This is a genomic window from Vibrio sp. EA2 (genome assembly GCF_033042495.1).
In the GTDB taxonomy this organism is placed as follows: domain Bacteria; phylum Pseudomonadota; class Gammaproteobacteria; order Enterobacterales; family Vibrionaceae; genus Vibrio.
In genome coordinates this window covers 1-25328 of record NZ_JAWLID010000023.1, presented here as the reverse complement: position 1 = coordinate 25328, position 25328 = coordinate 1, and the positions used below count along the sequence as shown (strand labels likewise).

Below are 25328 nucleotides of genomic sequence, written 5' to 3'. Positions count from 1 at the left end.
CAAGGCACAAAAAAGCCGCTGTTAAAAACAAGCGGCTTTCATTCGCATTCACGGAAAACTCGCAGACTAAGAGACAGTTGTCACTTTGAAGTCCGGGTTCACTGCGGTCAGCTTTTTGATCAGGTAATTCAGTAAGACACCGTACATAGGGACGAACAAGCCAAGACTGATCACCAGCTTAAAGCCGTAGTCCACCAGCGCAATTTCAGTCCAGTGCTCGGCCATAAATGGATCTGGACTTTGGTAAAATGCGATAGCAAAGAACGCGATGGTATCCAGCGCATTACCAAACAGCGTGGAACACGTTGGTGCCACCCACCACTGTTTCATCTGGCGTAGGCGATTGAAGACATGCACATCCAGAATTTGACCTAGCAAGTACGCCATAAAACTCGCCACCGCGATACGCGCCACAAACAGGTTAAACTCTCCTAGATGTCCAAAGCCCTGGAACTGACCTTCAAAGAACACCACTGATAGAAAGTAAGACACGGCCAGCGCAGGTAGCATGACTAAGAAAATGATTTTACGAGCCAAGGCTGCCCCAAAAATACGTACGGTCAAATCCGTTGCCAAAAAGATAAATGGAAAGGTAAATGCGCCCCATGTGGTATGGAGACCAAAAATCGTAAAGGGTAGCTGAACCAGGTAATTGCTGGATGCAATAATGATCAGATGGAATAAAACCAGATAGATAAGGGCGTTGCGCTGCTGCGCAGGGGTAAAGTTACTCATGCGATACCTTTTTAGTTTGGTTTGGGGGCGAGGGAACCCAAATCGAGCGTTTTCAATACAAAAAAACGACTCTTACCAACAATGTAAAATAAAAATTAAACTGATTTTGCCCATAAAGAGCAAAGCGGTGGGCGATTATACATTAACCAATCCCGCTAGCAAGTAGTGGTTTTTACGCAAACGTTTGTGCATAAAAAAGGGGGTTTCACATGAAACACCCTTAACAAGATTATAATCCTCGCATCAGAATCCGCGTTGAAATAATCCGGCAAGATAATCGAGCTCTTCCCTGCTCTCTTCAACGGCTAGCGCTTCAAACCATATCGCCTCGCTGTAGTGTTCTGCCTTCATAAATAGTCGACAACCTTCAAAGTCAATCAACCAGGAATGAATATCTGCATCCCACTGCTTTTCTACCACGGTAGCCGATAACAGCCCTACCAATCGCTCACCCAACACTGGAAATGTATCTAAATCAAAGCGTGGTGCGGTAATAAGCAGGCGACCTTCTTCGGCAATGTATTCAGCGAGGCCAAATTCCTTGTGCATGTAATGTCCTTAACCGTGTTGGGTAATGTGTTCTTGAATGAGATCTAAGAATGGGTCGGCGTATTTCTCAAGTTTACGTTGGCCCACCCCGCTGACTGCAAGCATTTCGCCGTAAGAGGTTGGCAGCATCTCCGCCATATCAATCAATGTAGCATCGCTGAACACCACATATGGTGGTAAGCCATCTTCGTCAGCAATCGACTTACGCAGCTTGCGCAGTTTGGCAAACAGCTTCTTGTCGTAGTTTTTGCTGGTTAATTTATCGGACTTAGCAGCACGTGCCGTGGTATCCAGACGTGGCACTGCTAATTCGAGTGCGATATCTCCGCGCAGTAATGGGCGTGCTTCTTCTGTAAGCTGCAAGGTTGAGTTACGGGTGATGTTCTGGAACAACAAGCCTTTGTGAATCAACTGGCGGAAAATACTCACCCAATAATCATGGCTGTGGTCGCGCCCTAACCCGTAGGTTGAAATTTTATCGTGGCCATTTTCACGCACACGGATATTTTGCATACCGCGCAACACTTCGACCACATAGCCCATACCAAAGCTCTGATTCACGCGGTACACACAAGATAACGCCTTACGCGCCTCTTCGGTTGCGTCGAAATGTTTGGGCGGATCGAGACAAATATCGCAGTTACCACATGGCTTGTCGCGATATTCACCAAAATAGTTGAGCAGAACCTGACGGCGACAAGTCTGCGCTTCGGCAAACGCGCTCATCGCATTCAGCTTATGGCTTTCTACCTGTTTCTGCGGACCTTCGTCTTTTTCATCCAGCATGCGGCGAAGCCAACTGATATCGGCCGGATCGTAAAGCATCATCGCTTCTGCGGGTAAGCCGTCTCGTCCAGCACGACCGGTTTCCTGATAGTAAGACTCGATATTACGCGGAATATCAAAATGCACCACAAAGCGCACATTGGGTTTATTGATACCCATACCAAAGGCGACTGTCGCCACTACGATCTGGATATCATCTCGCTGAAATGCTTCCTGAACATAAGCGCGTTCATCGGTATCCATGCCCGCATGGTAACCTGCCGCTCGAATATGATTGTTGCACAGCTTCTCCGTCACCATTTCCACTTTCTTACGGCTACCACAATAGATAATGCCGCAGTTCCCTTTCTGGGTTTCTAAATAGCGAATGATCTGAGAAACCGGCTTGTGTTTTTCCACTAGGTTATAGCGAATGTTTGGTCGGTCAAAGCTGCCGAGATAAACCTGAGGCTGGTTGAGACGCAAACGTTCTAAAATATCTCGACGCGTGGCATCATCAGCCGTCGCGGTTAACGCCATAAAAGGGACATGAGAGAAATGTTGCTTAAGCTGGCCCAGTGACGCGTACTCAGGACGAAAATCATGACCCCACTGCGAGATACAATGTGCCTCATCAACCGCAATCATGCTCAGAGGCAGGCTCTCCAGGCGTTCGATAAAATCGCGCATCAAAACACGCTCTGGCGAGACATAAATCAGCTTTAGCTGCCCATTGTGCATACGGTTATACACACTCAACAGCTCTTCTCGACTCATGGTCGAGTTAACACATTCAGCAGCAACACCATTGGCTTTTAGCTGGTCCACCTGATCTTTCATCAGTGAAATCAGCGGAGATATGACCAGAGTAATCCCTCTTCGTACCAGTGCCGGAATTTGATAACAGAGAGATTTACCACCGCCAGTCGGCATGATGACTAAGCTATCTTGTCCATCAATCGCCGCATCGATCACTTGTTGCTGACCATCGCGGAATTTTTGATAACCGAAGACATCCTCCAACACACGTTGAGGCGTAACAGCAGAGTCTGAAGGTTCGGCTAACAAGGTCGAGGTCATGAATAGTCTCAGATTGGGTAAACATAGGAATGCTTCTGTATGCCACCAGCACACAAAATGAGGCAACATTGTAATGGGGTTTCATGGCGAATAAAACCGCAAATTGCTAGGTGTTTACCAACACGGCTCGTATACTGCGGCTCTGCTCTTTAAATACAATTAGGTGACACGTCATGACACTAGAAGAACAACAACGTGCCCGGCAAGGTGTCCTGCTTGCAGTTGGGGCTTACACAATGTGGGGCATCGCTCCAATGTATTTCAAATCCATTATGCAGGTCTCTCCTTTAGAGATCTTAAGTCATCGAGTCATTTGGTCATTCTTTTTGCTCGCGGCGTTGCTCCATTTTAGTCGAGCCTGGCGCTCAGTTTACGAAATAGCAAAAAACAAAAGTAAAGCCACTTACCTGCTCGCAAGCTCGGTACTCATCGGTGGCAACTGGCTGATCTTTATTTGGGCGGTCAACGCCAATCATATGCTTGATGCGAGCCTGGGGTATTACATTAATCCGCTAATCAATGTGCTTCTCGGAATGCTTTTCCTCGGTGAAAGGCTGCGTAAATTGCAATGGTTTGCTGTCACACTTGCCGTTTGTGGTGTCTTAGTGCAGCTGTTTGTGTTTGGTTCTGTACCTGTGGTCGCCATGGCACTTGCCATGAGTTTTGGATTCTATGGCCTGCTGCGTAAGAAAGTCGCGGTTGACGCGCAGACCGGTCTGTTTGTCGAAACTCTCATTCTGCTGCCAGCAGCGGCAGTCTATCTGCTGTTCATTGCAGACTCGGCGACCTCAAATATGCTTGACAACACAATGCACCTGAATGGATTGCTTATTGCCGCAGGCGTGATCACAACATTACCCCTGCTCTGTTTTACGGGTGCAGCTACACGCCTGAAACTGTCTACATTAGGTTTCTTCCAGTATATCGGACCGAGTCTGATGTTCTTACTCGCGGTGCTGATGTACGGTGAGGTCTTTACTATGGATAAAGCGATCACCTTTGCTTTTATCTGGGGCGCACTCGTCATCTTTAGCTTTGATGGATTGCGTAACAACCGCCAAGCACGCCGGGCAATCCAACCACAGTGATCGTTTTTTACAAGACAATGCCGTCATAGATAGATAAGCTTGGTCACATAATGACCAAGCTTTCTTTATAGGTAATGGAACAGATTCAATACTACGCGACCGACCATCAACAACTGAGTCTGATTGAGGCGAAATACCAGAAATTTGCTTTTCAAAAGCACTACCATCTGGATTTTCACCTTGGTCTGATCACGCATGGCGAGCAAAAGTTCCATTACCAGGGAAGTCACCACCAAGTCGGCCACGGGCAGATCGTTATTATGCCGCCAGATGAGCTGCATGATGGCCAATCCAAGCTCGCTGAGGGCTACCAAGTGAATGTGTTTTCGATCGAACCACACTTGCTCAGCGATCTGGCCGATCTTAGCCAAAACGGTCAAATAATCAGCTTTAATGAGTTGATCATCTCCGATCCACAGATATTTTCACAACTTAGTCACTTACACAGTCACCTTAGACATAAAAACCTCAGCCAATTGGCTAAAGATTGTTTGCCATTTGAAGGGTTTAACCAGCTTTTTGATCGCTATGGATCACTGGCTCGAAAAAAGGTCGTGCCGCTAGGAAAACAGTCGCTCAATACCCTGAAAGATTACCTGATGGCCAACCTCGATCAGTCTGTTCGTCTCGATTCACTCTCTCAACTCTGCCAGCTGAGTCCGACCCAGTTTCATCGCCACTTTAAAGCACAAACGGGAATGACGCCTTACGCCTGGTTTGCACGGCTTCGACTTGAGCAAGGTATGAAGTTACTTCAGGCAGGATACTGCGGAACAGACGTCGCGCATCAAATAGGTTTTTACGATCAGGCGCATTTCAGTAAAGCGTTTAAGCAGACTTATGGCGTGTCCCCATCGCAAGTCACCCCCTGAAGCCCTTTCAGCGTAATACTGTCAGTTTTTTACAAGCGCGCCACGTCATCCACGGCGACAATAAGCGCTATTCATTCTGTTTTGAGATGTGTTTATGAACGAATCCACCATACTAATAACGCTGGCCAGCATTCACTTTATTGCTTTAATGAGTCCTGGGCCCGACTTCGCCTTAGTTGTGCAAAACGCCACGCGTCATGGCCGTCAAACTGGTCTGTACATTGCGTTAGGTTTATCAGTTGGCATTTTGCTACATTCACTGTTTAGCCTGACAGGCGTAAGTTACATCGTTCATCAACATCCTATGCTGTACTCTGTCCTGCAACTACTCGGCGGCAGCTACTTATTCTATTTGGGTATCGGGGCATTGCGAGCCGTGATCGCCATGATCAGACAACCAGCGTCGGATCAACCGAACCAAACGAATAATCTCGTCATCAATAATAAGTGTCAGGCCTTCACCAAAGGTTTTGCGACCAATATTCTTAACCCAAAAGCGTTGGTGTTTTTCATCAGTTTGATGTCGAGCCTGGTGCCGGCAGGTATGTCTGTCAGCGGTAAAGGCATCGCCTTGGTGATTCTGTTTGGCCTCTCGCTGTTGTGGTTTTCCAGCTTGGCCTGGATGCTCTCTACACAGAGGCTGCAGCGCCGCTTGCAGCAAGTAGGAATTTATATCGATGGCTTATGCGGCGTGGTATTCACGCTGGTCGGCGGAAGTATCTTATTACAAACCATCCGCACGTTTATCGTGTAACTGACTGATTTAAAAGCGTCGCACAACCGACATTTCTAAGACCACTCACTCGACGATACTCTCCATGGCTGCCAAGCTGAATATTCAAAAACAGGCAACATGGAGAGTTATCATGCAATGGACGTTCAACCGGCTCGTCACTGCGGGGCTTGTGCTTACTTCCCCTTTGACCCTGACGAGCCAAGTTTTCGCTAACCAAGCCACGGACGCAGTAGCCCCAGAGCAAAGCACGGGCGTAGAACAAAAGCAGCTGGTAAAAGCCAAAAACTACATGGTGACAGCGGCAAACCCGATAGCGACTCAAGCCGGTGCCAGCGTACTTGAACAAGGTGGAAATGCGATAGATGCTATGGTGGCTGTTCAGCTGATGCTTGGCTTAGTAGAGCCGCAATCTTCTGGGATAGGCGGCGGCGCATTCTTGGTATATTGGGATAACGACAAGCAAAAACTCACCACCTTTGACGGCCGAGAAACCGCACCGCTCGCTGCCACACCGCTGTTGTTTCAGGATGACAAAGGCCAACCTCTTCAATTCTATGATGCGGTGGTTGGTGGGCGCTCCGTCGGGACACCGGGTACAGTAAAACTGTTGTGGGATACTCACCAAGAGTACGGCAAACTGGACTGGAAAAAGATCATTCAACCCGTCATCAAGCTCGCTGAACAGGGCTTTACCATCAGCCCCCGACTTGCCAGTCTGATAGAAAATGACTCTGAGCGTTTATCACGCTTCCCTGCGACCAAAGCCTATTTCTTCAATCAAGATGGCTCACCGAAAACCGCCGGAACGGTCCTCAAAAACCCACAATATGCGCAAACCTTAACGGCAATTGCTGAAAAAGGCGCTTTGGCCTTTTACCAAGGTGACATCGCTAAGGACATTATCCAAACAGTACAAAATGCACCGGGGAATCCGGGTGTACTCGCACAACCAGACTTTGATACCTACCAAATAAAACAGCGTGAGCCAGTCTGTGCGGCTTATCAGAACTATGATGTCTGCGGTATGGGCCCACCTAGCTCTGGCGCATTAACAGTGGGACAAATTCTGGCGATAAGCGCGAATTACGATCTTAAGGGCTGGGGCGCAGAAAGTGAAAAATCATGGCAAGTCATTGCGGATGCCTCGCGTCTCGCCTTTGCTGATCGCGGTAAATACATGGCTGACCAAGACTATGTACCCATGCCAACCGCGGGACTATTGGATGCCGACTACCTCAAAGAGCGAGCTAGCTTGATAGAAGTGGGTAAAGCACTGCCAGAAGCCTCTGCTGGAAACCCTCCCTGGTCTCATGCAATGAATCTCAGTATGGATGAGTCGATTGAACTGCCTTCCACCAGTCATTTCAATATTGTTGATAAACAAGGCAATGTGGTATCCATGACAACGACGATTGAGAATGCTTTTGGCTCACGCTTAATGGTCCGTGGATTCTTACTCAATAACGAGTTAACTGACTTTTCTTTCCGTACTCATCAAGACGGTACCCCTATCGCTAATCGCCTTGAACCAGGCAAACGCCCACGTTCCTCTATGGCTCCGACAATCATGCTCAAAGATGGCAAACCTTACCTGGCGATTGGTTCTCCGGGAGGCAGCCGTATTATTGGTTACGTGGCCCAAACCATTATTGCCCACACTCAATGGAATATGGACATTCAGCAAGCGATCAATCAACCCAGGTTATTAAACCGCTTTGGCACGTTGGATATCGAGCAAGGTACTGAAGCAACTCGCTTACAGCCAGCGTTAGAAAAAGTCGGCTTTACCACAGAAATCCGCGATTTGAACTCAGGCCTACATGCCATTCGCCTTACTGAAGATGGCTTAGAAGGTGCTGCCGATCCACGCCGTGAAGGTGTCGCGATCGGAAACTAGTAGCATTTACCCCACCCCTTTGTGCGAGATCTCGCACAAAGGGTTAGGTAAAACACGCTTTTTTAGTAGTAAAAGCCCCCTTTAAAATATTTAACCTATTGAATAATAAATAAATTTATATTTTAGACTGCATTTAAACAACAAAAATGTGAATTTCCACCATTGCCGTCAGGCGTGAAAACCGTAATATTAAACCTGTCGGAAGGATGCTGACACGGAACAGGAATTACCAAGGATTTGGTAGACTTCAGGAAGAAGAAACGGTTATTCAGGATGAATAGTCGGGCATGGAATGCAAAACTGGACATTGAACGGAATCAATAGTGACTAGGATGGTTGCTACTAAGGACGGGAAATGGACACCTCTGGACGAGGCAAGGATTGAACATCAGGATGATGTCAGGGACACCGCTCAGGGAACAAGTGATGAGAGCTAACGAGGATTGTTAGCAGACCAGGATCAGGTCAAGGACACCGCTAGGAAGGCGACGAAAGGAATAAGCTGAAGGAATCAGCACACTATCATGGATTAGATGCATGGAGCACTTTTAGTAGCTGGATTGCTGCGAGTAAGACTATAACCCCGACGGGCGCAAGCCCCTCGGGGTTTTTCTTTTTAAAAGCGCCAGATACAACAAGAGCCGCCGAAGCAGCTCTAACTTTTGCTGTTTATTGGGAGTCCTTAAAGCTTCTCAAGCTTGGCGTAAGCAGTCACTAACCACTTAATACCTTCGCCATTAAAGGCAATTTGCACACGGCTTTGTGGGCCACTGCCTTCAAAGTTAATGATGGTGCCCTCCCCAAACTTAGGATGCATCACGCGAGCTCCTAGCGAAAAACCAGTTTCGTTAAAATTCTCTTTGACGGCAGTCTGACTAAAACGACCGCTCGTCGACGGGCGACTAACTTGCGCTTTCATGCGCACTTCATCCAGACAAGTTTCAGGCAGTTCGCGAATAAAACGCGATGGCTTGTGATACTTGTCCTGACCATACAAACGACGCATTTCGGCATAAGTGATGTAGAGTTTCTGCATTGCACGTGTCATACCGACATAGCACAGGCGACGCTCTTCTTCTAAACGCCCCGCTTCTTCGGCGGACATCTGGCTTGGGAACATGCCTTCTTCCACACCCACCATGAAGACTAATGGGAACTCCAGACCTTTTGCACTGTGCAAAGTCATCAATTGCACCGCATCTTCGAATTCATCCGCCTGCCCTTCGCCAGCTTCAAGCGCAGCATGAGTCAGGAATGCCGTCAGCAGAGACATCTCTTCCGCTTCTTCCGGTTTTTCAAACTGACGGGTCGCTGTCACCAATTCTTCCAAGTTCTCAATACGTGCTTTGGATTTTTCGCCTTTTTCTTGCTCATACATGGCAAACAACCCAGAGTATTTGATCACATGGTCAGTTTGCTCGTGCAGAGGCATCTCCAGCGTATCATCTTCCAACGCAGTGATAAGTTCGATAAAACGACTCAATGCACCTGCTGCTCGACCAGATAACACTTTCTCATCCAGCATCGCAACACTGGCTTCCCACATGGTGCAGCCACGATCGCGGGCCGCACGGCGAATCGTCTCAAGAGTCTTATCTCCTAATCCACGCGTCGGTGTGTTCACGACACGCTCAAATGCAGCATCATCATTGCGGTTAGCCATCAAACGCAGGTAGCTCAATGCATCCCTGATTTCCTGACGCTCGAAGAATCGCATACCACCATAAATACGGTATGGAAGCCCGGCTTGAATTAACGCTTCTTCCAGTACACGAGATTGGGCGTTATTCCGGTAAAGCATTGCGGCATCATTGAGGACACCGCCCTTATCTTGCCACTCTTTGATTTTAGTGACGGCAAAACGGGCTTCGTCCAGCTCGTTGTAAGCACTGTAGATCGAGATTGGCTCGCCAACGACACCATCTGTCCAAAGCTCTTTACCCATACGCTCGGTATTATTAGTAATCAGAGCATTCGACGCTTCCAGAATTGTCTTCGTTGAACGGTAATTTTGTTCAAGACGAATAGTGCTGACACTTGGGAACTCAAGCGTAAACTTCTCAATGTTCTCTACTTTCGCACCACGCCAGCCATAAATTGACTGGTCATCATCGCCCACTATCATCACATGGCAATCCGGTCCCGCCATCATTCTTAACCATGCGTACTGGATGTTGTTGGTATCCTGAAACTCGTCGACCAGAATGTGTTTAAAGCGCGCCTGGTAATGTTCGCGGACAAACTTGTTATCGCGCAGTAGCTCATGAGCGCGAAGCAAGATTTCTGCAAAATCGACCAGTCCAGCACGATCACACGCTTCCTGATAAGCGGTATACAACTGCAGATACGTTTTGGTCACGGGATCATGGTAAGCATCGATATGAGCCGGACGTAAACCCTCGTCTTTCTTGCCGTTGATCCACCAACCCACCTGACGTGCAGGCCACTGCTTTTCATCCAGGTTTTGTGCTTTGATCAAGCGCTTAATCAGACGCTGCTGGTCGTCACTGTCGATGATCTGAAAATCTTCCGGTAACTTGGCATCAAGATAGTGCGCTCGCAGGATACGATGACAGATACCGTGGAACGTACCATTCCACATGCCTGACGCACTGCCCATCATCAATTCTTCAATGCGGCCACGCATCTCTGCTGCAGCTTTGTTAGTAAAGGTTACTGACATGATTGAAAATGGAGAAGCTTGTTCTACAGACATCAACCAAGCGATTCGGTGAACAAGAACGCGGGTCTTACCACTCCCTGCACCAGCAAGGACGAGTAAGTTTTCTAGAGGTGCTGCAACGGCTTCACGCTGTTTATCGTTCAAACCGTCGAGTAATAGAGATGGATCCATCATGATGAGCTACTGGTTATTTATACATAAAAACCGATTATAACCTAAACAACTGGGCGCTGTTTAGACATAACTCGATAAAAAATTCGTTGTTTTTTTACTCACCCCTTCAGTCAGTTATAAGAAAAGAGCAGCTAAAAGAGAGGCTAACCACCAATTTCACTGAAAGTTTTTGTCTCTCCTTCCTATCTCATAAGTTAAGCAAGCGAACAAATACTGACCAACATAGTGTCTTGTCTTCTTGTTCACTGGAAGTAAAGGAAATTACTCAGAGGAAATTATTATGAAAAATGCGAATCTTGCTGTTGCTGCTGCGGTTACGGGTCTTATCGCTCTAGGAGGCACTATGCTGACTGCAACTTCTGCCGTCGCAGCCGAACAGGAGAAATGCTATGGCGTAGCGAAAGCGGGCAAAAATGACTGTGCAACCAAAAACAGCTCTTGTGCTGGTACCGCCAAGCAAGACAGCCAGAAAGACGCCTTCGTTGTGGTACCAAAAGGTTTGTGTGACAAATTGGCTGGCGGTAGCACTAGCTCTTCTTAAGTTGCCCTACGGCAATGACCAGGGTGTGTGAATGCTCAACCCACACCCTTCTCTTTTTGCCTCGTCTTGTTTGGAAAAGGAGTTTCACGTGAAACATCAAACTTTTCATGATCTCGTTGGTATCGGGTTGCGAATGCCTCACATGGAATACATCAGCCAGCATCACCCTGATTTATCCTGGCTGGAGATTCACAGTGAGAACTACTTTCAGCCGAACTCAGCCGAGCGTGTTCAGCTTCAGTCCCTACGTGAGATTTATCAAATCAGTTGTCATGGTATTGGTTTATCCCTTGGCTCGGTAAACCGAGTCAGTCGCAAACATTTGGCCCAGCTCAAAGCGCTTATCGATGTCATTAACCCGCTGTTTGTTTCTGACCATCTAAGCTGGAGTGAGAATGGCGGCCACTACTTTAATGATCTTCTACCCCTGCCATATACCGAAGAAGCGTTAAGTGTATTCTCGCGCAATGTAGCGGAAGTACAGGACTATCTGCAGCGTGAAATCTTAATCGAGAACCCTTCGAGTTATGTGAAGTTTCACCATTCGACCATCAGTGAGTGGGAATTTCTGACTGAGGTACAAAAACTCACGGATTGCCGTTTACTGCTCGATTTAAACAATGTGTACGTTTCTGCGTTCAACCACGGCTTTGATTGCGACGCATACCTAAACGCGATTCCAGCTGACAAGGTCGATGAAATTCACCTCGCCGGGTTTACCATCAAGAAATTGGAAAAAGGTGAGATTTGGATTGATACCCACAGTCGCCCGGTCAGTGATGAGGTATGGCAACTGTATCACCAATGGACTCAGCAGCATGGTCCTAGACATACTTTAATTGAGTGGGATTTAGATATACCTGCACCTGAAGTGTTATTAGCTGAAGCAGACAAAGCCTCGCTGGTACTTTCAGCATTCAATACCACCTCGGTTGAACATGGCGAGAGGAAAGCATCATGAACCTTGCTACCTTACAGAGCCAGTTTGCCAAAGCTCTGTACTATCAGGCGTCAGGTGAAGAGTGCGGTATCACTGGTGATCTCTTCAGTGCAGACGAACGAATACAGATTTATCGCAACAACTTTATTATCAGTCTGAGTGAGGTACTGTCGACAACCTACCCTATGCTTGAAGCATTACTCGGCAAAGAATGCTTTGCTCAAATTGCCCGACAACATGTTCTGACTCACCCATTGGAGGAAGGACAGGTCGCTTATTACGGTGAAGGCTTTTATGACACCATAAGGTTATTTGAGAATGTCACATCTCAAGTGCCTTATAGCATGGAGGTCGCTCGGTTTGAGTGGGCGATGGATCTCGCCCGCCAAGCTCAACGTGAGCGATTACCGACAGCAGAATTAACCCCATTAAACAGACTGGCTGAGGTCAACACAGATCAGCAGCCTTTGCTGATTTTCCATCTGCACAACGGAGTCCGCAGTTTTGAGTCCCGTTATGCGGTGTTTGATCTCTTTGCCGCAATTCAGAGCCAGCACTTCGAAGCACTCGATATCAATCTATCGCAATGCGGTGCTATCTCACTGAAGAGGAGTGGTGACGTATTGTGCCATGCGCTAGAGATGGAAGCCTACCAATTACTGGATTGTTTAGAGAAGAAGTTAAGTCTCGGAGACATAGCTCAACCGCTGCTTCCCTATCTCAATACGCTTATGCTGCTGGATTTAATTGAAGGTTTTACGTTGCAACAACGTTAGGGGGGAAGTCATGGTAGAAACGATTAAACGCTTAATCACTCATTACGATGAATACACCAGCACCTTTCAGAGCCGTATCACCCCGTTACTGTTGCTCACTTGTCGCTTTTGGGTCGCATGGGTGTTCTTTAACTCAGGTCTGGTAAAAATAGCCTCTTGGCAAAGCACGCTATATCTATTTGAGTTTGAGTATCAGGTACCGTTGTTGCCTTGGGAATTAGCGGCTTACCTGGGAACAGCAACAGAGCTGATTGTGCCAATCTTTATCGCATTGGGCGCGTTTACGCGACCGATGGCCTTGCTGCTGTTTGTTTTTAACATCATCGCCGTCCTATCCTACCCGCTGCTTTGGGAGAACGGTTTTCATGATCACCAGCTATGGGGACTCATGTTACTGGTTGTGCTCGTATGGGGCCCTGGCCCTTATTCATGCGACCAATTTCTGAAAAGCAAGCTGGTTAAATAAAGAAATCCCCACAACAGTGGGGATTGCCTTATTGCTTGTTCAGGTAAGCGATCAACTCATCCGCAGAGATGCCCTGTTGAGCGATGTCTTTCGCCAGTAGCTCAACTTGCTCACCTTTACGTGATTCAATCACTTGTTGAAATTGGTACACAATATCACGCAAGATTGGCAGTGGTACTTGTTTTGCCGCACTACGAATGCGCTCGGAGCTTTGATTGCCCAGCTCATTAAGCAACTTACCAAACATCACCTTTTCTGGTGATTCTTCCATTTGCTCTAAAATACGAGCCATTTCATACGTGGTTAACGACATTACTTTTTGAATTCCATTATGGTGTCTGAAAAAGTGTGAATGACAAATATACACTCGTTCCGCATATTGGAAAATACTAATTTACACACAATTACGCTTTCGCAAAGCTTGAATGCCAATTCTTACCTGCTTTGGTAAACAATATGATAAGTGCAGGAAGCATAATCCACATTTGAAGTGCAATCAGTGTTTGTGGGTCTAGTGATAAACGCTGAAGCGTACCAACCAATAAACCAGAGCCACTCATTTGGAACAAGCCAAGTAACGCAGCGGCCGTCCCCGCTTTATCACCGAACGGTTCCAGCGCCTTACCCGCAGCTCCACCAAGAATAAGTGCGAAGCCCACTGAAGACATAAAGATTGGCAGCATAAAAGAAAAAGCGGTGTTTTGGCCGTTCAGTGCCATCATGACGACACCTGCAAGACCTAATGTCGAAATGCCAACAACAAGGGTATTGTGCGTACCAAATCGCTCCATAAACTTAGGTGCCAACATACACGCAGCGATATTTATCACCGCATTAACTCCAAACCAGAAGGTAAACTCATTCATCGATAAGCCCATGCCGGTCATTAATACAGAAGGTGCGTTGGTAACATACGCCAGGATAACCGCCATCGCCATCAAACACAGTGATGCGTGGAAGATAAACGACGGCGTACTCAGCACTGCCCAGTAACGACTGAGTTTGAAGACCGCTTGTTTCTCTGTCACTGGGTTAGTTTCCTTCATCATCAGAAACATCAACGTCCCCGACACCACCGCGAAGCCAGCCATAAAACTGAAGTTTGCACGCCAGTCAAATTGCTGCGTTAACCAACTACCCAATATTGGCGCCAATGCCGGAATAAAGCAGATCGCACCATTGAGGTAGCTAATCATCTTACCGCTTTTTTCTGGGCCAAAGATATCGCGAACTGTTGCAAAGGCTGCCACCGATGTCGCACATGCGCCTAAGCCTTGTAGCAATCGTGACATCAACATCCACTCAATATTCTGAGCACTCCACGCCAATAAAGCGCTCAATGCGTAAATGGCGATGCCACCCAATGCAACAGTTCGACGTCCGAGTTTATCTGCTAACGGGCCGGCAAAAAGCTGACCAACACCCATAGCAAACAAAAACCAAGTGATCGTGTCTTGTGCTAACGCATTATCTACCTGAAACGTGGAAGCGATAAGAGGTAACGCAGGAAGATAAATATCTATCGCAAGAGGGCTGAAAAGAACCAACAGGGTCAATAACACCATTTGCATTTTACTGTTAGACATGTGGCTAGACACCAATACACTCCAAATTGAACAAGAACTTTTTCGGAAAGCTTAAACATCCATTGATATGAATGGAAATGATGTATACTCATGACCATTATTCCTTAATGGAAAATCACAATGAATATAGAGAAATTGGCGCGTATCGACCTTAATTTGCTGGTTTGTTTCAAGGTTCTGATGGAAGAGTTAAATGTCACTCGAGCGGCCCATCGACTCTGCCTGAGCCAGTCTGCGGTAAGTAAATCATTAGCCAAACTACGCGTTCAATTTGACGATCCTCTGTTCACACGAAATTCGCATGGATTGACGCCAACGCCCCGCTCCCTGTTCTTAAAACCGAAACTCGATCTGTTGATCAATCAGCTCGAAGTTCTGACTCAACCCGAAGAGTTTTCTCCGCAAAGCAGTGAGTACCGTTTTCAGATTGCTGCAGTAGAAAGCGTCTACCCTCTGATTCTTCCGCATTTTTTACCTGCCATTTTTCAACAGGCTCCGGGCGTAACCATCAGTACGCATCCATGGTCGGATAATACCTTTAAGATGCTACAGCGTGGGGAGTTAGATTTAGGCTTAACAGGGAAAGATATCGACATAAACGATGCCAAACTGACCCTGCTACCACCGGATGATATTTGCGAACAGGAAATTTATCGTGACCATCAAATGTGCATTATCCGTAAGAACCACCCGGCACTCAGCCAAAAGTGGAATCTTGAGGCTTACTTAGCATTACGTCATGTTCAGGTGCGATGTGACGGGAACGATCGCTGGCTGCTGGATTATCGTCTTGCCGACGTTGGTGCTGAACGCGATATCGCGGTTACGGTTCCGGACTTCAATAGTGCCGCAAGTTTATGTTCATATACCGACTTTATTTTTACTGCGCCAAGTCACTTTGTACAGCTCGCAGCGAAACAACTCGACCTCGTAGTCGTGCCATTACCACTCGAATTTCCACCAATGGCATACACTTTATTCTGGCACAGAGACAGAGAAAACGACCCGGCACTGAATTGGTTACGCACGATGATCACGCAAAAAACCGATCACCTTAGATAAAAATTCGGTCTCAATTTGCGCTTAACGCCTAAAATGAGTAGCTTAACTAGCGATACTTCTTTTTGGCTCAAAGATGGCCTGTTATACCCAGACTTAACACGACAACGTTTAAGTCCACCACTGCATGAAGCAGAAGGAAACAGCTCCGAAACTGAGCATGAAGGAGCGGTAATTTGAAGGAATAAAACAGATGCATAACGATACACAAAGCCGCGTGAACGCTGTTCGCGAATGGCTGACTCAACACAATATTGATGCCCTACTGGTCCCACATGAAGACGAGTACTTGGGCGAATACGTTCCTGCTCATAACGAACGCCTACATTGGCTAACCGGATTTACGGGTTCAGCCGGTGCCGCCGTGATCACCAAAGATAAAGCAGCGATGTTCGTTGATGGTCGCTACACCGTTCAGGTCACCAAACAAGTTCCAGCCGATCTATTTGAATACCGTCACCTGATTGAAGAACCCGCACTCGAGTGGGTCAAAGAAAATCTACCAGTGGGTGCTTCAGTAGCGATAGACCCACGTATGCACAGTTCTGCCTGGTTAGATATGGCTCAGTCCAAGCTAGCGGGAAAACTTAAGCTGACCATCCTAAGCAGTAACCCGATTGATGAATTATGGCATGATCGTCCAACGCCATTGGTTTCCGATGTTCGTCTGATGTCAACAGAAGCGGTCGGCCAGTCAAGCGAAAGCAAACGTCAGGAGATTGCTCAGCTGGTAACAAAATCCGGTGCTGACAGCGCTGTCATTACCGCGCTTGATTCTATCTGTTGGCTACTCAACATTCGCGGCCTGGATGTATCTCGTCTGCCCGTGCTACTGTCGCATGCCATTCTTCATGCCGATTCCAGCGTTGAATACTTCCTTGACCCTGCCCGACTACCTGCTGAATTTGAAGCACACGTAGGTACCGGCGTGACAGTGCATCATCCAGAAGCGCTTCAATCTCGCCTTGAAGCAATGAAAGGCAAAAAGGTTTTAGTTGATCCAGCGATCAGTAATGCCTGGTTTAAACTGGTTCTGCAGAATTCCGGCGCAGTGGTTATCGCGTCAGCTGATCCATGTTTAATGCCGAAAGCCGCGAAGAACCCAGTGGAAATTGCAGGGATGAAAGCGTGTCATGTGCGCGATGGCGTTGCGATGTGTAAGTTCCTATGTTGGTTAGATGCGGAAGTAAACGCAGGTAACCTCCATGATGAAGCAACCCTTTCGGATCGACTAGAAGCATTCCGCCAGGAAGACCCAACATTGATGGATCTTAGCTTCGATACGATCTCTGCTGCCGGCGGCAATGCAGCGATGTGTCACTACAACCACGAGAACCAGCCGGAGCCAGGCAAGCTAGAACTGAACACGCTTTATCTGGTTGACTCGGGCGGTCAGTATCTGGATGGCACCACTGACATCACACGCACGATTGCCATTGGTCAGCCATCAGCAGAAATGATTAAGCAGTTTACTCTGGCGCTAAAAGGTCATATCGGTTTGGCGCGCGCTCGCTTCCCAAAAGGCACTCGTGGTTACCAAATCGATACGTTGGCACGCCAGCATCTTTGGGCCGAAGGTTATGATTACGATCACGGCACTGGCCACGGTGTCGGTCACTTCCTAAATGTGCATGAAGGGCCAGCGAGCATCTCTAAAAGACAAATCGACGTACCGCTAACCGAAGGTATGGTGCTATCAAATGAGCCAGGTTATTACCGTGCTGATGCATTCGGTATCCGTATCGAAAACCTGGAGCTAGTCGTAGAAACACCAACCAAAGGAGACTTCCCAGTACTGTCATTTGAGTCTTTGACCCGTTGCCCTATCGACAAACGTAACATCAATGTCGATATGCTAACTCGTCCAGAACTTGCATGGCTGAATGATTACCACCAAAAAGTCTGGGACCAAATCAGTCCTCTCGTTGAGGGTGACGTTAAAGAGTGGCTACGCGAAGCAACCTTGCCGTTAGCACACGCGTAAACATTACCTTTAATAGTTCTTGAATATAAAATAAAAAAGGCTTTCCACATGGAGAGCCTTTTTGTTTTTCAATCGCCTTGAGTGACATTCAAAAATCTCGCCTTGCTACCAGCGATTGCGTCACTATGTTTCTAAATATCGAGTTTTCCAAATATCGGTTTTTAAGTATCGATGTTTCACGTGAAACACTCTCCTTTTACCAACATCTGAATTAACCAGAATAAACAGAATGCCAATCTCGCCACACCGGATCGAAACCTTTTGCTCTTATCATATCTTCTACTGAAGAAGCACTTCTTTCATCGCTGATTTCAAACTGCTCAAGTTCGACTTCTTCTGTCGCGTAGCCGCCTGGCTGAGTTTTGGATGCCGCAGACATACTGGTAATCCCAAGAGGCAAAACATTGTCACGGAACTGTGGTGATTCTCGAGTCGAGAGTGACAACTCCACTTCCGGGTTTAACAATCGGTAGGCACAAATTAATTGCACCAATTGCTTATCCGTCATCACCGATTTTGGCTGCAAGCTTGTTTCTGCCCCATTGCTGGCACAAGGACGCAGACGCGGGAACGAAATCGAGTAACGCGATTGCCAATAGGTACGCTCAAGATAGTCCAAATGCGCTGCAGCGAAAAAACAGTCGGTTCGCCACTCATCCAAACCAATCAGAGCACCGATACCAATCTTATCGATTCCCGCCCTGGCTAACCGATCAGGTGTCTCAAGTCGGTAACGAAAGTCCATTTTATTACCACGTAGGTGATGCTCAGCATAAGTCGATGGATGATAGGTTTCCTGATAAACCATTACTGCATCTAACCCCAGTGATTTTAGTTCGGCATATTCTTCCTGATCCAACGGTTGTACTTCCATTGCCAAATAGTTAAAGCGCTGCTTTATCATCGGCACCATTTCGCGAAAGTAATTCATCCCGACTTTGGTTTCATGTTCTCCCGTCACCAACAGAACACTGTCGAACTTCATGCGCTTGATGGCTTCGATTTCCGCGGCGACTTCTTCTTTATTCAGCGTCCTGCGCTTAATGCGGTTTTCCATTGAGAAGCCACAATAAGTACAGGCATTGGCACAAAGATTAGATAGGTACAACGGAATATAAAGCGACATGGTATTACCAAAGCGCTTGCGAGTTGATGAATAAGAAAGCTTCGCCATCTGCTCTAAGTAAGGTTCTGCAGCAGGAGAAATAAGGGCTTTGAAATCTTCCAAATCCCGTTTGGGTTTTCCTAACGCCCTCTCCACGTCCTTCGCCGTTTTGGCATATATCGACATGGAAATATCATCCCAATTGAGCTGCTTAAAGCGGTCGTAAAAACTCATTTTGAGACCTCTCTTTTACAGTTCATCAAGAAAAGCGGTCAGCGGACTTGAGGCAACGGCGTGAGAAACCTGCCCTGCAAGACCGGCTTCATACGCCATACGACCTGCCTCTACTGCCATCCTGAACGCTTTCGCCATTGCAATTGGATCGCTTGCTGCGGCAATTGCCGTGTTGACCAATACCGCATCCGCCCCCATTTCCATTGCTCGCGCGGCATGCGAAGGAGCACCGATACCTGCATCAACGACAACGGGCACATTGGCTTGATCGATAATAATTTCAAGAAAGTCATGTGAAGCGATGCCCTTGTTCGAACCGATAGGCGCCCCCAAAGGCATAACGGCTGCACAACCCACCTCTTCTAATCGCTTACACAAAACCGGATCGGCATGGCAGTATGGTAAAACGATAAAGCCTTCTCGAACCAGTTGCTCTGCAGCCGCTAAGGTTTCAATCGGGTCTGGCATCAAGTATTTCGGATCAGGATGAATCTCAAGTTTGACCCAGTTCGTACCCAAAGCTTCACGCGCAAGCTGAGCTGCAAAAACCGCATCCTTGGCATTTTTCGCACCAGAAGTGTTCGGTAACAGATTTACGCCAGCATGAATAAGAGGCTGCAAAATGTCATCCTGCTGATCATTTACGTCAACGCGTTTAAGTGCCATCGTTGCTAGCTGGGAGCCAGAAACCTGAATGGCTTCGGCCATTAAACGGCTATTGGAAAATTTGCCTGTTCCTGTGAACAAGCGAGATTGAAATTCTTTATCACCAATTTTCAGCATCGACTTTATCCCCCTGCGATGGCTTGAAACAGAGAGATGCTATCTCCCTCAGAAAGTATCGTGCTTGCCCACTCGCTGCGCGGCACAACTTGATTATTTATCGCAAAAACACAGCCGACCTCCGGTAGAGAAAACTGTGTGATAATTTGCTGCAGATTAGCGTTGGACTCGACCTGTTGTGGTTGGTCATTAATAGCGATGGCGACCAATTTTCCTTTTCCACATGAAGCGTCCAGTTCTGTGACTGAATCATGTTTTGATGATGTCATAACTAGCTTGTCTCCTAACTCAGTGCTGTGGTTCGTCCGTTCTGCTACAAACCTGACAATCCCGGTCCTTATTGATGATCATGGTTTGCCAGCTCATACGAGCTCCATCAAATAGGTGCAACTGACTGCAAGCTACATGAAACTTATCTGTCGCCAGTTTTTGAATTGCCGCTAAAGCTTGGTAGTTTCCTAGCGTTCCAACCACCGGACCAACGACACCATTTTCACTGCACTTCATCCCCTGTTTTAATTCGTCAAATGGATACAAACATCGGTAACACCCCGAACTGTGTTTTTCATCTGAGTAATCAAATACAGCGAACTGCCCCTGCCAGCCAATGGCAGCCGCAGATATCAACGGCGTATTTTGTTCAAAACAGACTTGATTGATCAGCTGCCTGGTTGGCATGTTGTCACTACAATCAAGCACAACATCGGCAAGCATCACTTCCAACTGCAACTGAGATTTATCCAGACGCTTTGCTAAAGTGCGGACTTGGACCTGAGAATTAAGCCCATTTAATTGTTGTGCAGTGGCCTCTGTTTTCATCAGGTTGATATCGCGTTCCCGATAAATAACCTGTCTTTGTAAATTACTGCTATCGACATGGTCATCATCAACGACAACCAACTTACCTACCCCTGCTGCAGCTAAATACAAACTTGCAGCACTGCCTAGTCCGCCACAACCAATGATCAAAACATGTGATTTGCCAAGTTTGGCTTGTCCTGATTCGCCAACTTCAGGTAGCGATATTTGGCGTTGATAGCGAATGAATTCTTGATCACTAAGCACTTTCGCTCTCCACAAACTGGGGTGACAGCGAGTTGGCCATCAACTGATCGAAAAACTCAATCACCGATTTCGGAGACTCAGATAAAGTAATCGCCCTAACGACCGCTAAGCTGGATACACCGCATCGCCAAACCAGCTCTGCATTTGATTGATCAATACCGCCAATTGCTACGGTTGGGTAACCGACTTGCTCTCCATAAGGAATGCTGTCTATCAGCTTTTGATACAAGGCTAAGCGAACCAAACCTTGTGGTTTGGATGGCATTTGCTTAGTCGTTGTCTGAAATATATGGCCGAGTGCGATGTAGCTTGGATTGATTTGCACGATACGCAGTAGTTCATAATAACCATGTGTTGATAGTCCTAAATGAATCCCAGCGTCACTCAACTGAATCAAGTTAGATTGTTCGATATCTTCCTGACCCAGGTGAACACCAAATGCACCGTGCTGGATCGCAAGCTGCCAGTAATCATTAATGAAGACCTGCGCATCATATCGACGGCCCAGTTCAATAGCGTGAATAATCTGTTGTTCGAGATCGGACTGGTCAGGATCTTTGATGCGGAGTTGGATGGTATTAATACCTAGCGGAAGGAGCCGTTCTATCCAACTGACATCATCGACAACGGGATAAAGCCCTAAGCTGTTTTTACTAAGGCAAGGAAAGCTAACCGGTTCGCTTTTCGACGCCCAGCCGACTTGAATGCCCAAGCGAGAGTCTTCTAGAACTGGGGTTGGAAAATCAGCAAAGTCAGATGCCCACTCATGTAGAGCACATGTTTCACCATTAAAGAGTGTTTCACGTGAAACATTGGTCATTGCACGAGCTAATGTCAAAGCGTCTTCAATTGGAAATTCCAGCGCTAGTAACGTCACTACCCACGCTAAATGTTGCTCTGATTGGAAGTTATTTGATGCCAATGCATTCGCCGATAGCGCTCTTACTTCGTCATTAATAGGATGATGCCAGACATCAAACACAGCGGTATTTGGAGCAGATGGATTATCCTTAATACCAATAAAAATAGCGGAAGAACTTTGCTGGCTAACCTCCTGTAATAAGAGCTTCGATTGGTAGTAAAGCGTAAAATTACTAGCCAACTCTCCGGCGAACTCCCCAACAAGGTCAGTGCTGATACTCACCATGTCATTTTGCTCGAGAACAAGTTGAATCAGATGAGTTGGGCTAACGCCCAACTCAACTTCTTCAATACTAAAGCCCTGCTCTTTCGCCAATAATAAACATTGCTGAACAAAACCTGTTAGCTCAATCAATGACGACGGAATAAGGATTTTAGTCATTACTCATCCACCTCGGCATGTACCGCTGGGTGATAAAGCTCTGAACCTGTCGAACGAAATTCTTCTGACTTTTTACGCATACCTTCCAGCGGGTCATCCAACATCTTGATAGAAATTGCCTGATCTGCGGCAACTTGATCTGTGTCTTTTGCGTACTCTCTGACTTCCTGAGAAATCTTCATCGAACAGAATTTAGGACCGCACATCGAACAGAAGTGAGCCACTTTACCAGATTCTTGTGGCAGTGTTTCGTCGTGGAAAGCACGCGCGGTATCAGGGTCTAATGAAAGGTTGAATTGGTCTTCCCAACGGAATTCAAAACGTGCTTTAGACAGTGCATTATCACGTACTTGTGCACCAGGATGCCCTTTTGCTAAGTCAGCGGCATGTGCAGCCAGCTTGTAGGTGATCATGCCGGTTTTTACGTCTTCCTTGTTTGGTAGCCCCAAATGCTCTTTAGGTGTGACATAACACAGCATTGCACAGCCATACCAGCCAATCATCGCCGCACCAATGCCTGAAGTGATGTGGTCATAGCCCGGTGCAATATCTGTCGTTAGCGGGCCAAGCGTGTAGAAAGGCGCTTCGTGACAATGCTCCAGTTGTTGATCCATGTTCTCTTTGATCATGTGCATTGGTATATGACCAGGGCCTTCGATAATCACCTGAACATCATATTCCCAAGCGATTTTAGTCAGTTCACCGAGGGTACGTAATTCAGCAAACTGTGCTTCGTCATTAGCATCTGCAACAGAGCCAGGACGTAAACCATCCCCCAAAGAAAGTGCCACATCATACTTAGCACAGATTTCACAGATTTCACGGAAGTGAGTGTATAAGAAGCTCTCTTGATGATGAGCCAGACACCACTTAGCGATGATTGAACCACCACGAGAAACAATGCCGGTAACACGCTTAGCCGTCATTGGAACATAGCGCAGTAGCAAACCCGCATGGATAGTAAAGTAGTCAACCCCCTGCTCTGCTTGCTCTATTAAGGTATCACGCATCACTTCCCAGTTTAGGTTTTCTGCAATACCATTCACTTTTTCTAGCGCCTGATACATGGGTACCGTACCAATCGGCACCGGGCTATTACGCAAAATCCATTCACGTGTTTCGTGGATATTACGTCCGGTAGAAAGGTCCATTACAGTATCCCCGCCCCAACGCGTAGCCCATACCAGTTTTTCAACTTCTTCTTCAATAGAAGAGGTCACCGACGAGTTGCCAATGTTCGCGTTCACTTTCACTAAGAAGTTACGACCGATAATCATTGGTTCAGATTCTGGGTGGTTGATATTTGATGGAATGATGGCACGGCCTTCTGCCACTTCTTTACGCACAAACTCAGCAGTAATGTCTTTTGGCAAATTAGCACCAAAACTCTGACCAGGATGTTGTTGGGTTAACACCTCATCACGATACTGAGCGCGTCCCATGTTCTCACGCAGTGCGATATATTCCATTTCTGGAGTGATAATGCCTTTACGTGCATAGTGAAGCTGAGTGACACATTGTCCATCTTTAGCGCGTCGAATATGAGGAAGGTTGCCATAACGCAGCTCGTCCAACGTTTCATCTTCTAAACGCTCTTTTGCGTATACAGAACTGACATCTTGAAGAACTTCTGTGTCATTTCGTTCTTCAATCCAACCCTCTCTAAGCTTCGGTAAGCCACTGTAGAGGTCGATAGAGTAATCGGGGTCAGTGTATACACCAGAGGTGTCATAAACACGTACTGATTCGTTTGGCTCGAAAACAGGAGCCTCTTTGGTACCACCAATAAGGCTGTCAGCTAAAGAGATCTCACGCATCGGGACACGGATATCTGGGCGTGAACCTTCTACATAGACTTTGTTTGAATTTGGGTACGGCTGTACCGAGAGAGTTTCAATAAACTGTTTTGCTTCCAGTCTCGCTTGTTTGCGATTCGACATAGCATTTTTCCTTGCTTGTTATTTTAAATAAAAAGTATTGGGATAAAAATGCTTGGCGGATAGATGCGACAAGAGGGGTCGAATTAAGAACGGATAGAGGCCTAACGATCTACAACAACATTCGACGGTTTGATAGGTTAGCCAGATTAGATCTGGTGTAAGTATCTTCTCCTGTTCCCTTCGCTGGTACTAACCAGATCAGGTTCAACGGATCCCGAATTAACGGTCTCAGCCTTATGGCACTCCGACAAGTGAAATCAGTATATTAAAATGGCTTGGTGAAACCAAGCCGAACAAATTAGATTTTATAGATTTTTCTAGTTACGCATCATTAATTGGAAGCCAATCCACGCAGCAGAAATACTCAGCGTCACATTCAAGAGGATGTTCAAACCCATTTTGAAAAACGCACCTTGCTGCATAAGTAGAACATTATCCATCGAGAATGTAGAAAACGTGGTCAGAGCCCCCAAGAAGCCTAAACCAACGATTTGTCGCCAAGGATCGGTTGCCAACATCTCGTTCTCAAAAGCAGCAATCAATAATCCCATAATAAAAGAACCGACGACGTTAACAGTTAACGTACCATAAGGGAAACCACGGCCTAAAAGAGTTACACACAGCTCAGAAATAAGGTAACGAGAACACGCACCAAATGCCCCACCTACGGCGATAAAACCTAAAATATAAAGTTGTCCCATAATCCCCCCAAAATTTTTATGGCGACATTGTAATCAAAATCGTCTTAAGAACGTTAATACAATCTTAGAATTCAACCAATAAGTACCTATCAACAATAAAACATTTTAAAAGTTACAGGAGTCACTTTTTGGGTATTTAATGAGATGAAAATGCAAAAAGGCCTCAGTCTTTCGACTGAGGCCTTAAATATGGCAGGGGTGGAGAGATTCGAACTCCCAACACGCGGATTTGGAATCCGCTGCTCTGCCAATTGGAGCTACACCCC

At 46.8% G+C, this 25328-nt stretch carries 23 protein-coding genes and 1 riboswitch; of the genes, 10 read left to right on the top strand and 13 right to left on the bottom strand.

Features of this window, described 5'->3' with window-relative positions:
• Positions 1–66: 66 nt before the first annotated feature.
• From RXX31_RS23230 to recQ, 3 genes are all read right to left on the bottom strand, one after another.
• Positions 67–735: a 7-cyano-7-deazaguanine/7-aminomethyl-7-deazaguanine transporter gene (locus RXX31_RS23230; protein WP_317592015.1), complete on the bottom strand. Its 669-nt coding sequence runs from the start codon at positions 733–735 to the stop codon at positions 67–69.
• A 243-nt stretch (positions 736–978) separates the two neighbouring features.
• Entirely contained in the window at positions 979–1284 is a 306-nt protein-coding gene (locus RXX31_RS23225) for a DUF3630 family protein (protein WP_317592014.1), read from the bottom strand.
• A gap of 9 nt (positions 1285–1293) precedes the next feature.
• Positions 1294–3129, bottom strand: a complete 1836-nt coding sequence (gene recQ / locus RXX31_RS23220) for an ATP-dependent DNA helicase RecQ (protein ID WP_317592013.1) — start codon at positions 3127–3129, stop codon at positions 1294–1296.
• Between the two features lie 173 nt (positions 3130–3302).
• Here recQ and rarD point away from each other — a divergent pair, with 173 nt between their 5' ends.
• The 4 genes from rarD to ggt all read left to right on the top strand — a co-directional run bounded on the left by rarD (position 3303) and on the right by ggt (position 7722).
• The gene (gene rarD, locus RXX31_RS23215; RefSeq protein WP_317592012.1) at positions 3303–4217 is read left to right on the top strand and encodes an EamA family transporter RarD; all 915 of its coding nucleotides are present in this window, start codon (positions 3303–3305) and stop codon (positions 4215–4217) included.
• 74 nt (positions 4218–4291) lie between these two features.
• Positions 4292–5089: an AraC family transcriptional regulator gene (locus RXX31_RS23210; RefSeq protein ID WP_317592011.1), complete on the top strand. Its 798-nt coding sequence runs from the start codon at positions 4292–4294 to the stop codon at positions 5087–5089.
• A 94-nt stretch (positions 5090–5183) separates the two neighbouring features.
• The gene (locus RXX31_RS23205; protein ID WP_317592010.1) at positions 5184–5843 is read left to right on the top strand and encodes a LysE family translocator; all 660 of its coding nucleotides are present in this window, start codon (positions 5184–5186) and stop codon (positions 5841–5843) included.
• Positions 5844–5955: 112 nt separating this feature from the next.
• Entirely contained in the window at positions 5956–7722 is a 1767-nt protein-coding gene (gene ggt, locus RXX31_RS23200) for a gamma-glutamyltransferase (RefSeq protein ID WP_317592009.1), read from the top strand.
• A 682-nt stretch (positions 7723–8404) separates the two neighbouring features.
• Here the strand turns inward: ggt and uvrD are convergent.
• Entirely contained in the window at positions 8405–10579 is a 2175-nt protein-coding gene (gene uvrD, locus RXX31_RS23195; protein WP_317592008.1) for a DNA helicase II, read from the bottom strand.
• A gap of 280 nt (positions 10580–10859) precedes the next feature.
• Here uvrD and RXX31_RS23190 point away from each other — a divergent pair, with 280 nt between their 5' ends.
• The 4 genes from RXX31_RS23190 to RXX31_RS23175 all read left to right on the top strand — a co-directional run bounded on the left by RXX31_RS23190 (position 10860) and on the right by RXX31_RS23175 (position 13302).
• Entirely contained in the window at positions 10860–11120 is a 261-nt protein-coding gene (locus RXX31_RS23190) for a DUF2282 domain-containing protein (RefSeq protein WP_317592007.1), read from the top strand.
• An 88-nt stretch (positions 11121–11208) separates the two neighbouring features.
• Positions 11209–12081, top strand: coding sequence for a DUF692 domain-containing protein (locus RXX31_RS23185; RefSeq protein WP_317592006.1), 873 nt, complete (start codon positions 11209–11211; stop codon positions 12079–12081).
• Positions 12078–12836 carry a DNA-binding domain-containing protein gene (locus RXX31_RS23180; protein ID WP_317592005.1) on the top strand — a complete coding sequence of 253 codons (759 nt, stop codon included), beginning with the start codon at positions 12078–12080 and terminating at the stop codon, positions 12834–12836. The genes RXX31_RS23185 and RXX31_RS23180 overlap by 4 nt, the downstream gene beginning before the upstream one ends.
• Before the next feature lie 10 nt (positions 12837–12846).
• Positions 12847–13302, top strand: coding sequence for a DoxX family protein (locus tag RXX31_RS23175; RefSeq protein ID WP_317592004.1), 456 nt, complete (start codon positions 12847–12849; stop codon positions 13300–13302).
• 28 nt (positions 13303–13330) lie between these two features.
• Here the strand turns inward: RXX31_RS23175 and RXX31_RS23170 are convergent, their stop codons facing one another.
• Positions 13331–13615: a hypothetical protein gene (locus RXX31_RS23170; RefSeq protein WP_317592003.1), complete on the bottom strand. Its 285-nt coding sequence runs from the start codon at positions 13613–13615 to the stop codon at positions 13331–13333.
• 91 nt (positions 13616–13706) lie between these two features.
• Positions 13707–14888, bottom strand: coding sequence for a multidrug effflux MFS transporter (locus RXX31_RS23165; RefSeq protein ID WP_317592002.1), 1182 nt, complete (start codon positions 14886–14888; stop codon positions 13707–13709).
• Positions 14889–15008: 120 nt separating this feature from the next.
• Between RXX31_RS23165 and RXX31_RS23160 the strand changes: the two genes are divergently transcribed.
• On the top strand, positions 15009–15950 hold the full coding sequence (locus RXX31_RS23160; RefSeq protein WP_317592001.1) for a LysR family transcriptional regulator: 942 nt from the start codon (positions 15009–15011) through the stop codon (positions 15948–15950).
• A gap of 190 nt (positions 15951–16140) precedes the next feature.
• Positions 16141–17931 (top strand): aminopeptidase P family protein, encoded by a 1791-nt coding sequence (locus RXX31_RS23155; RefSeq protein WP_317592000.1) that lies wholly within the window; start codon positions 16141–16143, stop codon positions 17929–17931.
• Between the two features lie 211 nt (positions 17932–18142).
• Here RXX31_RS23155 and thiH read toward each other — a convergent pair whose 3' ends face one another.
• The 7 genes from thiH to crcB form a co-directional block, all read right to left on the bottom strand.
• Positions 18143–19270: a 2-iminoacetate synthase ThiH gene (gene thiH / locus RXX31_RS23150; RefSeq protein WP_317591999.1), complete on the bottom strand. Its 1128-nt coding sequence runs from the start codon at positions 19268–19270 to the stop codon at positions 18143–18145.
• Positions 19271–19285: 15 nt separating this feature from the next.
• Positions 19286–20053, bottom strand: coding sequence for a thiazole synthase (locus RXX31_RS23145; protein WP_317591998.1), 768 nt, complete (start codon positions 20051–20053; stop codon positions 19286–19288).
• 5 nt (positions 20054–20058) lie between these two features.
• Positions 20059–20322 carry a sulfur carrier protein ThiS gene (gene thiS, locus RXX31_RS23140; protein WP_317591997.1) on the bottom strand — a complete coding sequence of 88 codons (264 nt, stop codon included), beginning with the start codon at positions 20320–20322 and terminating at the stop codon, positions 20059–20061.
• A 19-nt stretch (positions 20323–20341) separates the two neighbouring features.
• Entirely contained in the window at positions 20342–21118 is a 777-nt protein-coding gene (gene thiF / locus RXX31_RS23135) for a thiazole biosynthesis adenylyltransferase ThiF (RefSeq protein WP_317591996.1), read from the bottom strand.
• Positions 21111–22421, bottom strand: coding sequence for a thiamine phosphate synthase (locus RXX31_RS23130; protein WP_317591995.1), 1311 nt, complete (start codon positions 22419–22421; stop codon positions 21111–21113). Before RXX31_RS23130 ends, thiF begins: the two co-directional genes overlap by 8 nt.
• Positions 22421–24361, bottom strand: a complete 1941-nt coding sequence (thiC, locus tag RXX31_RS23125; RefSeq protein WP_317591994.1) for a phosphomethylpyrimidine synthase ThiC — start codon at positions 24359–24361, stop codon at positions 22421–22423. Before thiC ends, RXX31_RS23130 begins: the two co-directional genes overlap by 1 nt.
• Positions 24362–24519: 158 nt before the next feature.
• Positions 24520–24618: riboswitch (TPP riboswitch) on the bottom strand.
• 60 nt (positions 24619–24678) lie between these two features.
• Positions 24679–25062, bottom strand: coding sequence for a fluoride efflux transporter CrcB (gene crcB, locus RXX31_RS23120; RefSeq protein WP_264903651.1), 384 nt, complete (start codon positions 25060–25062; stop codon positions 24679–24681).
• Between the last annotated feature and the right edge of the window lie 266 nt (positions 25063–25328).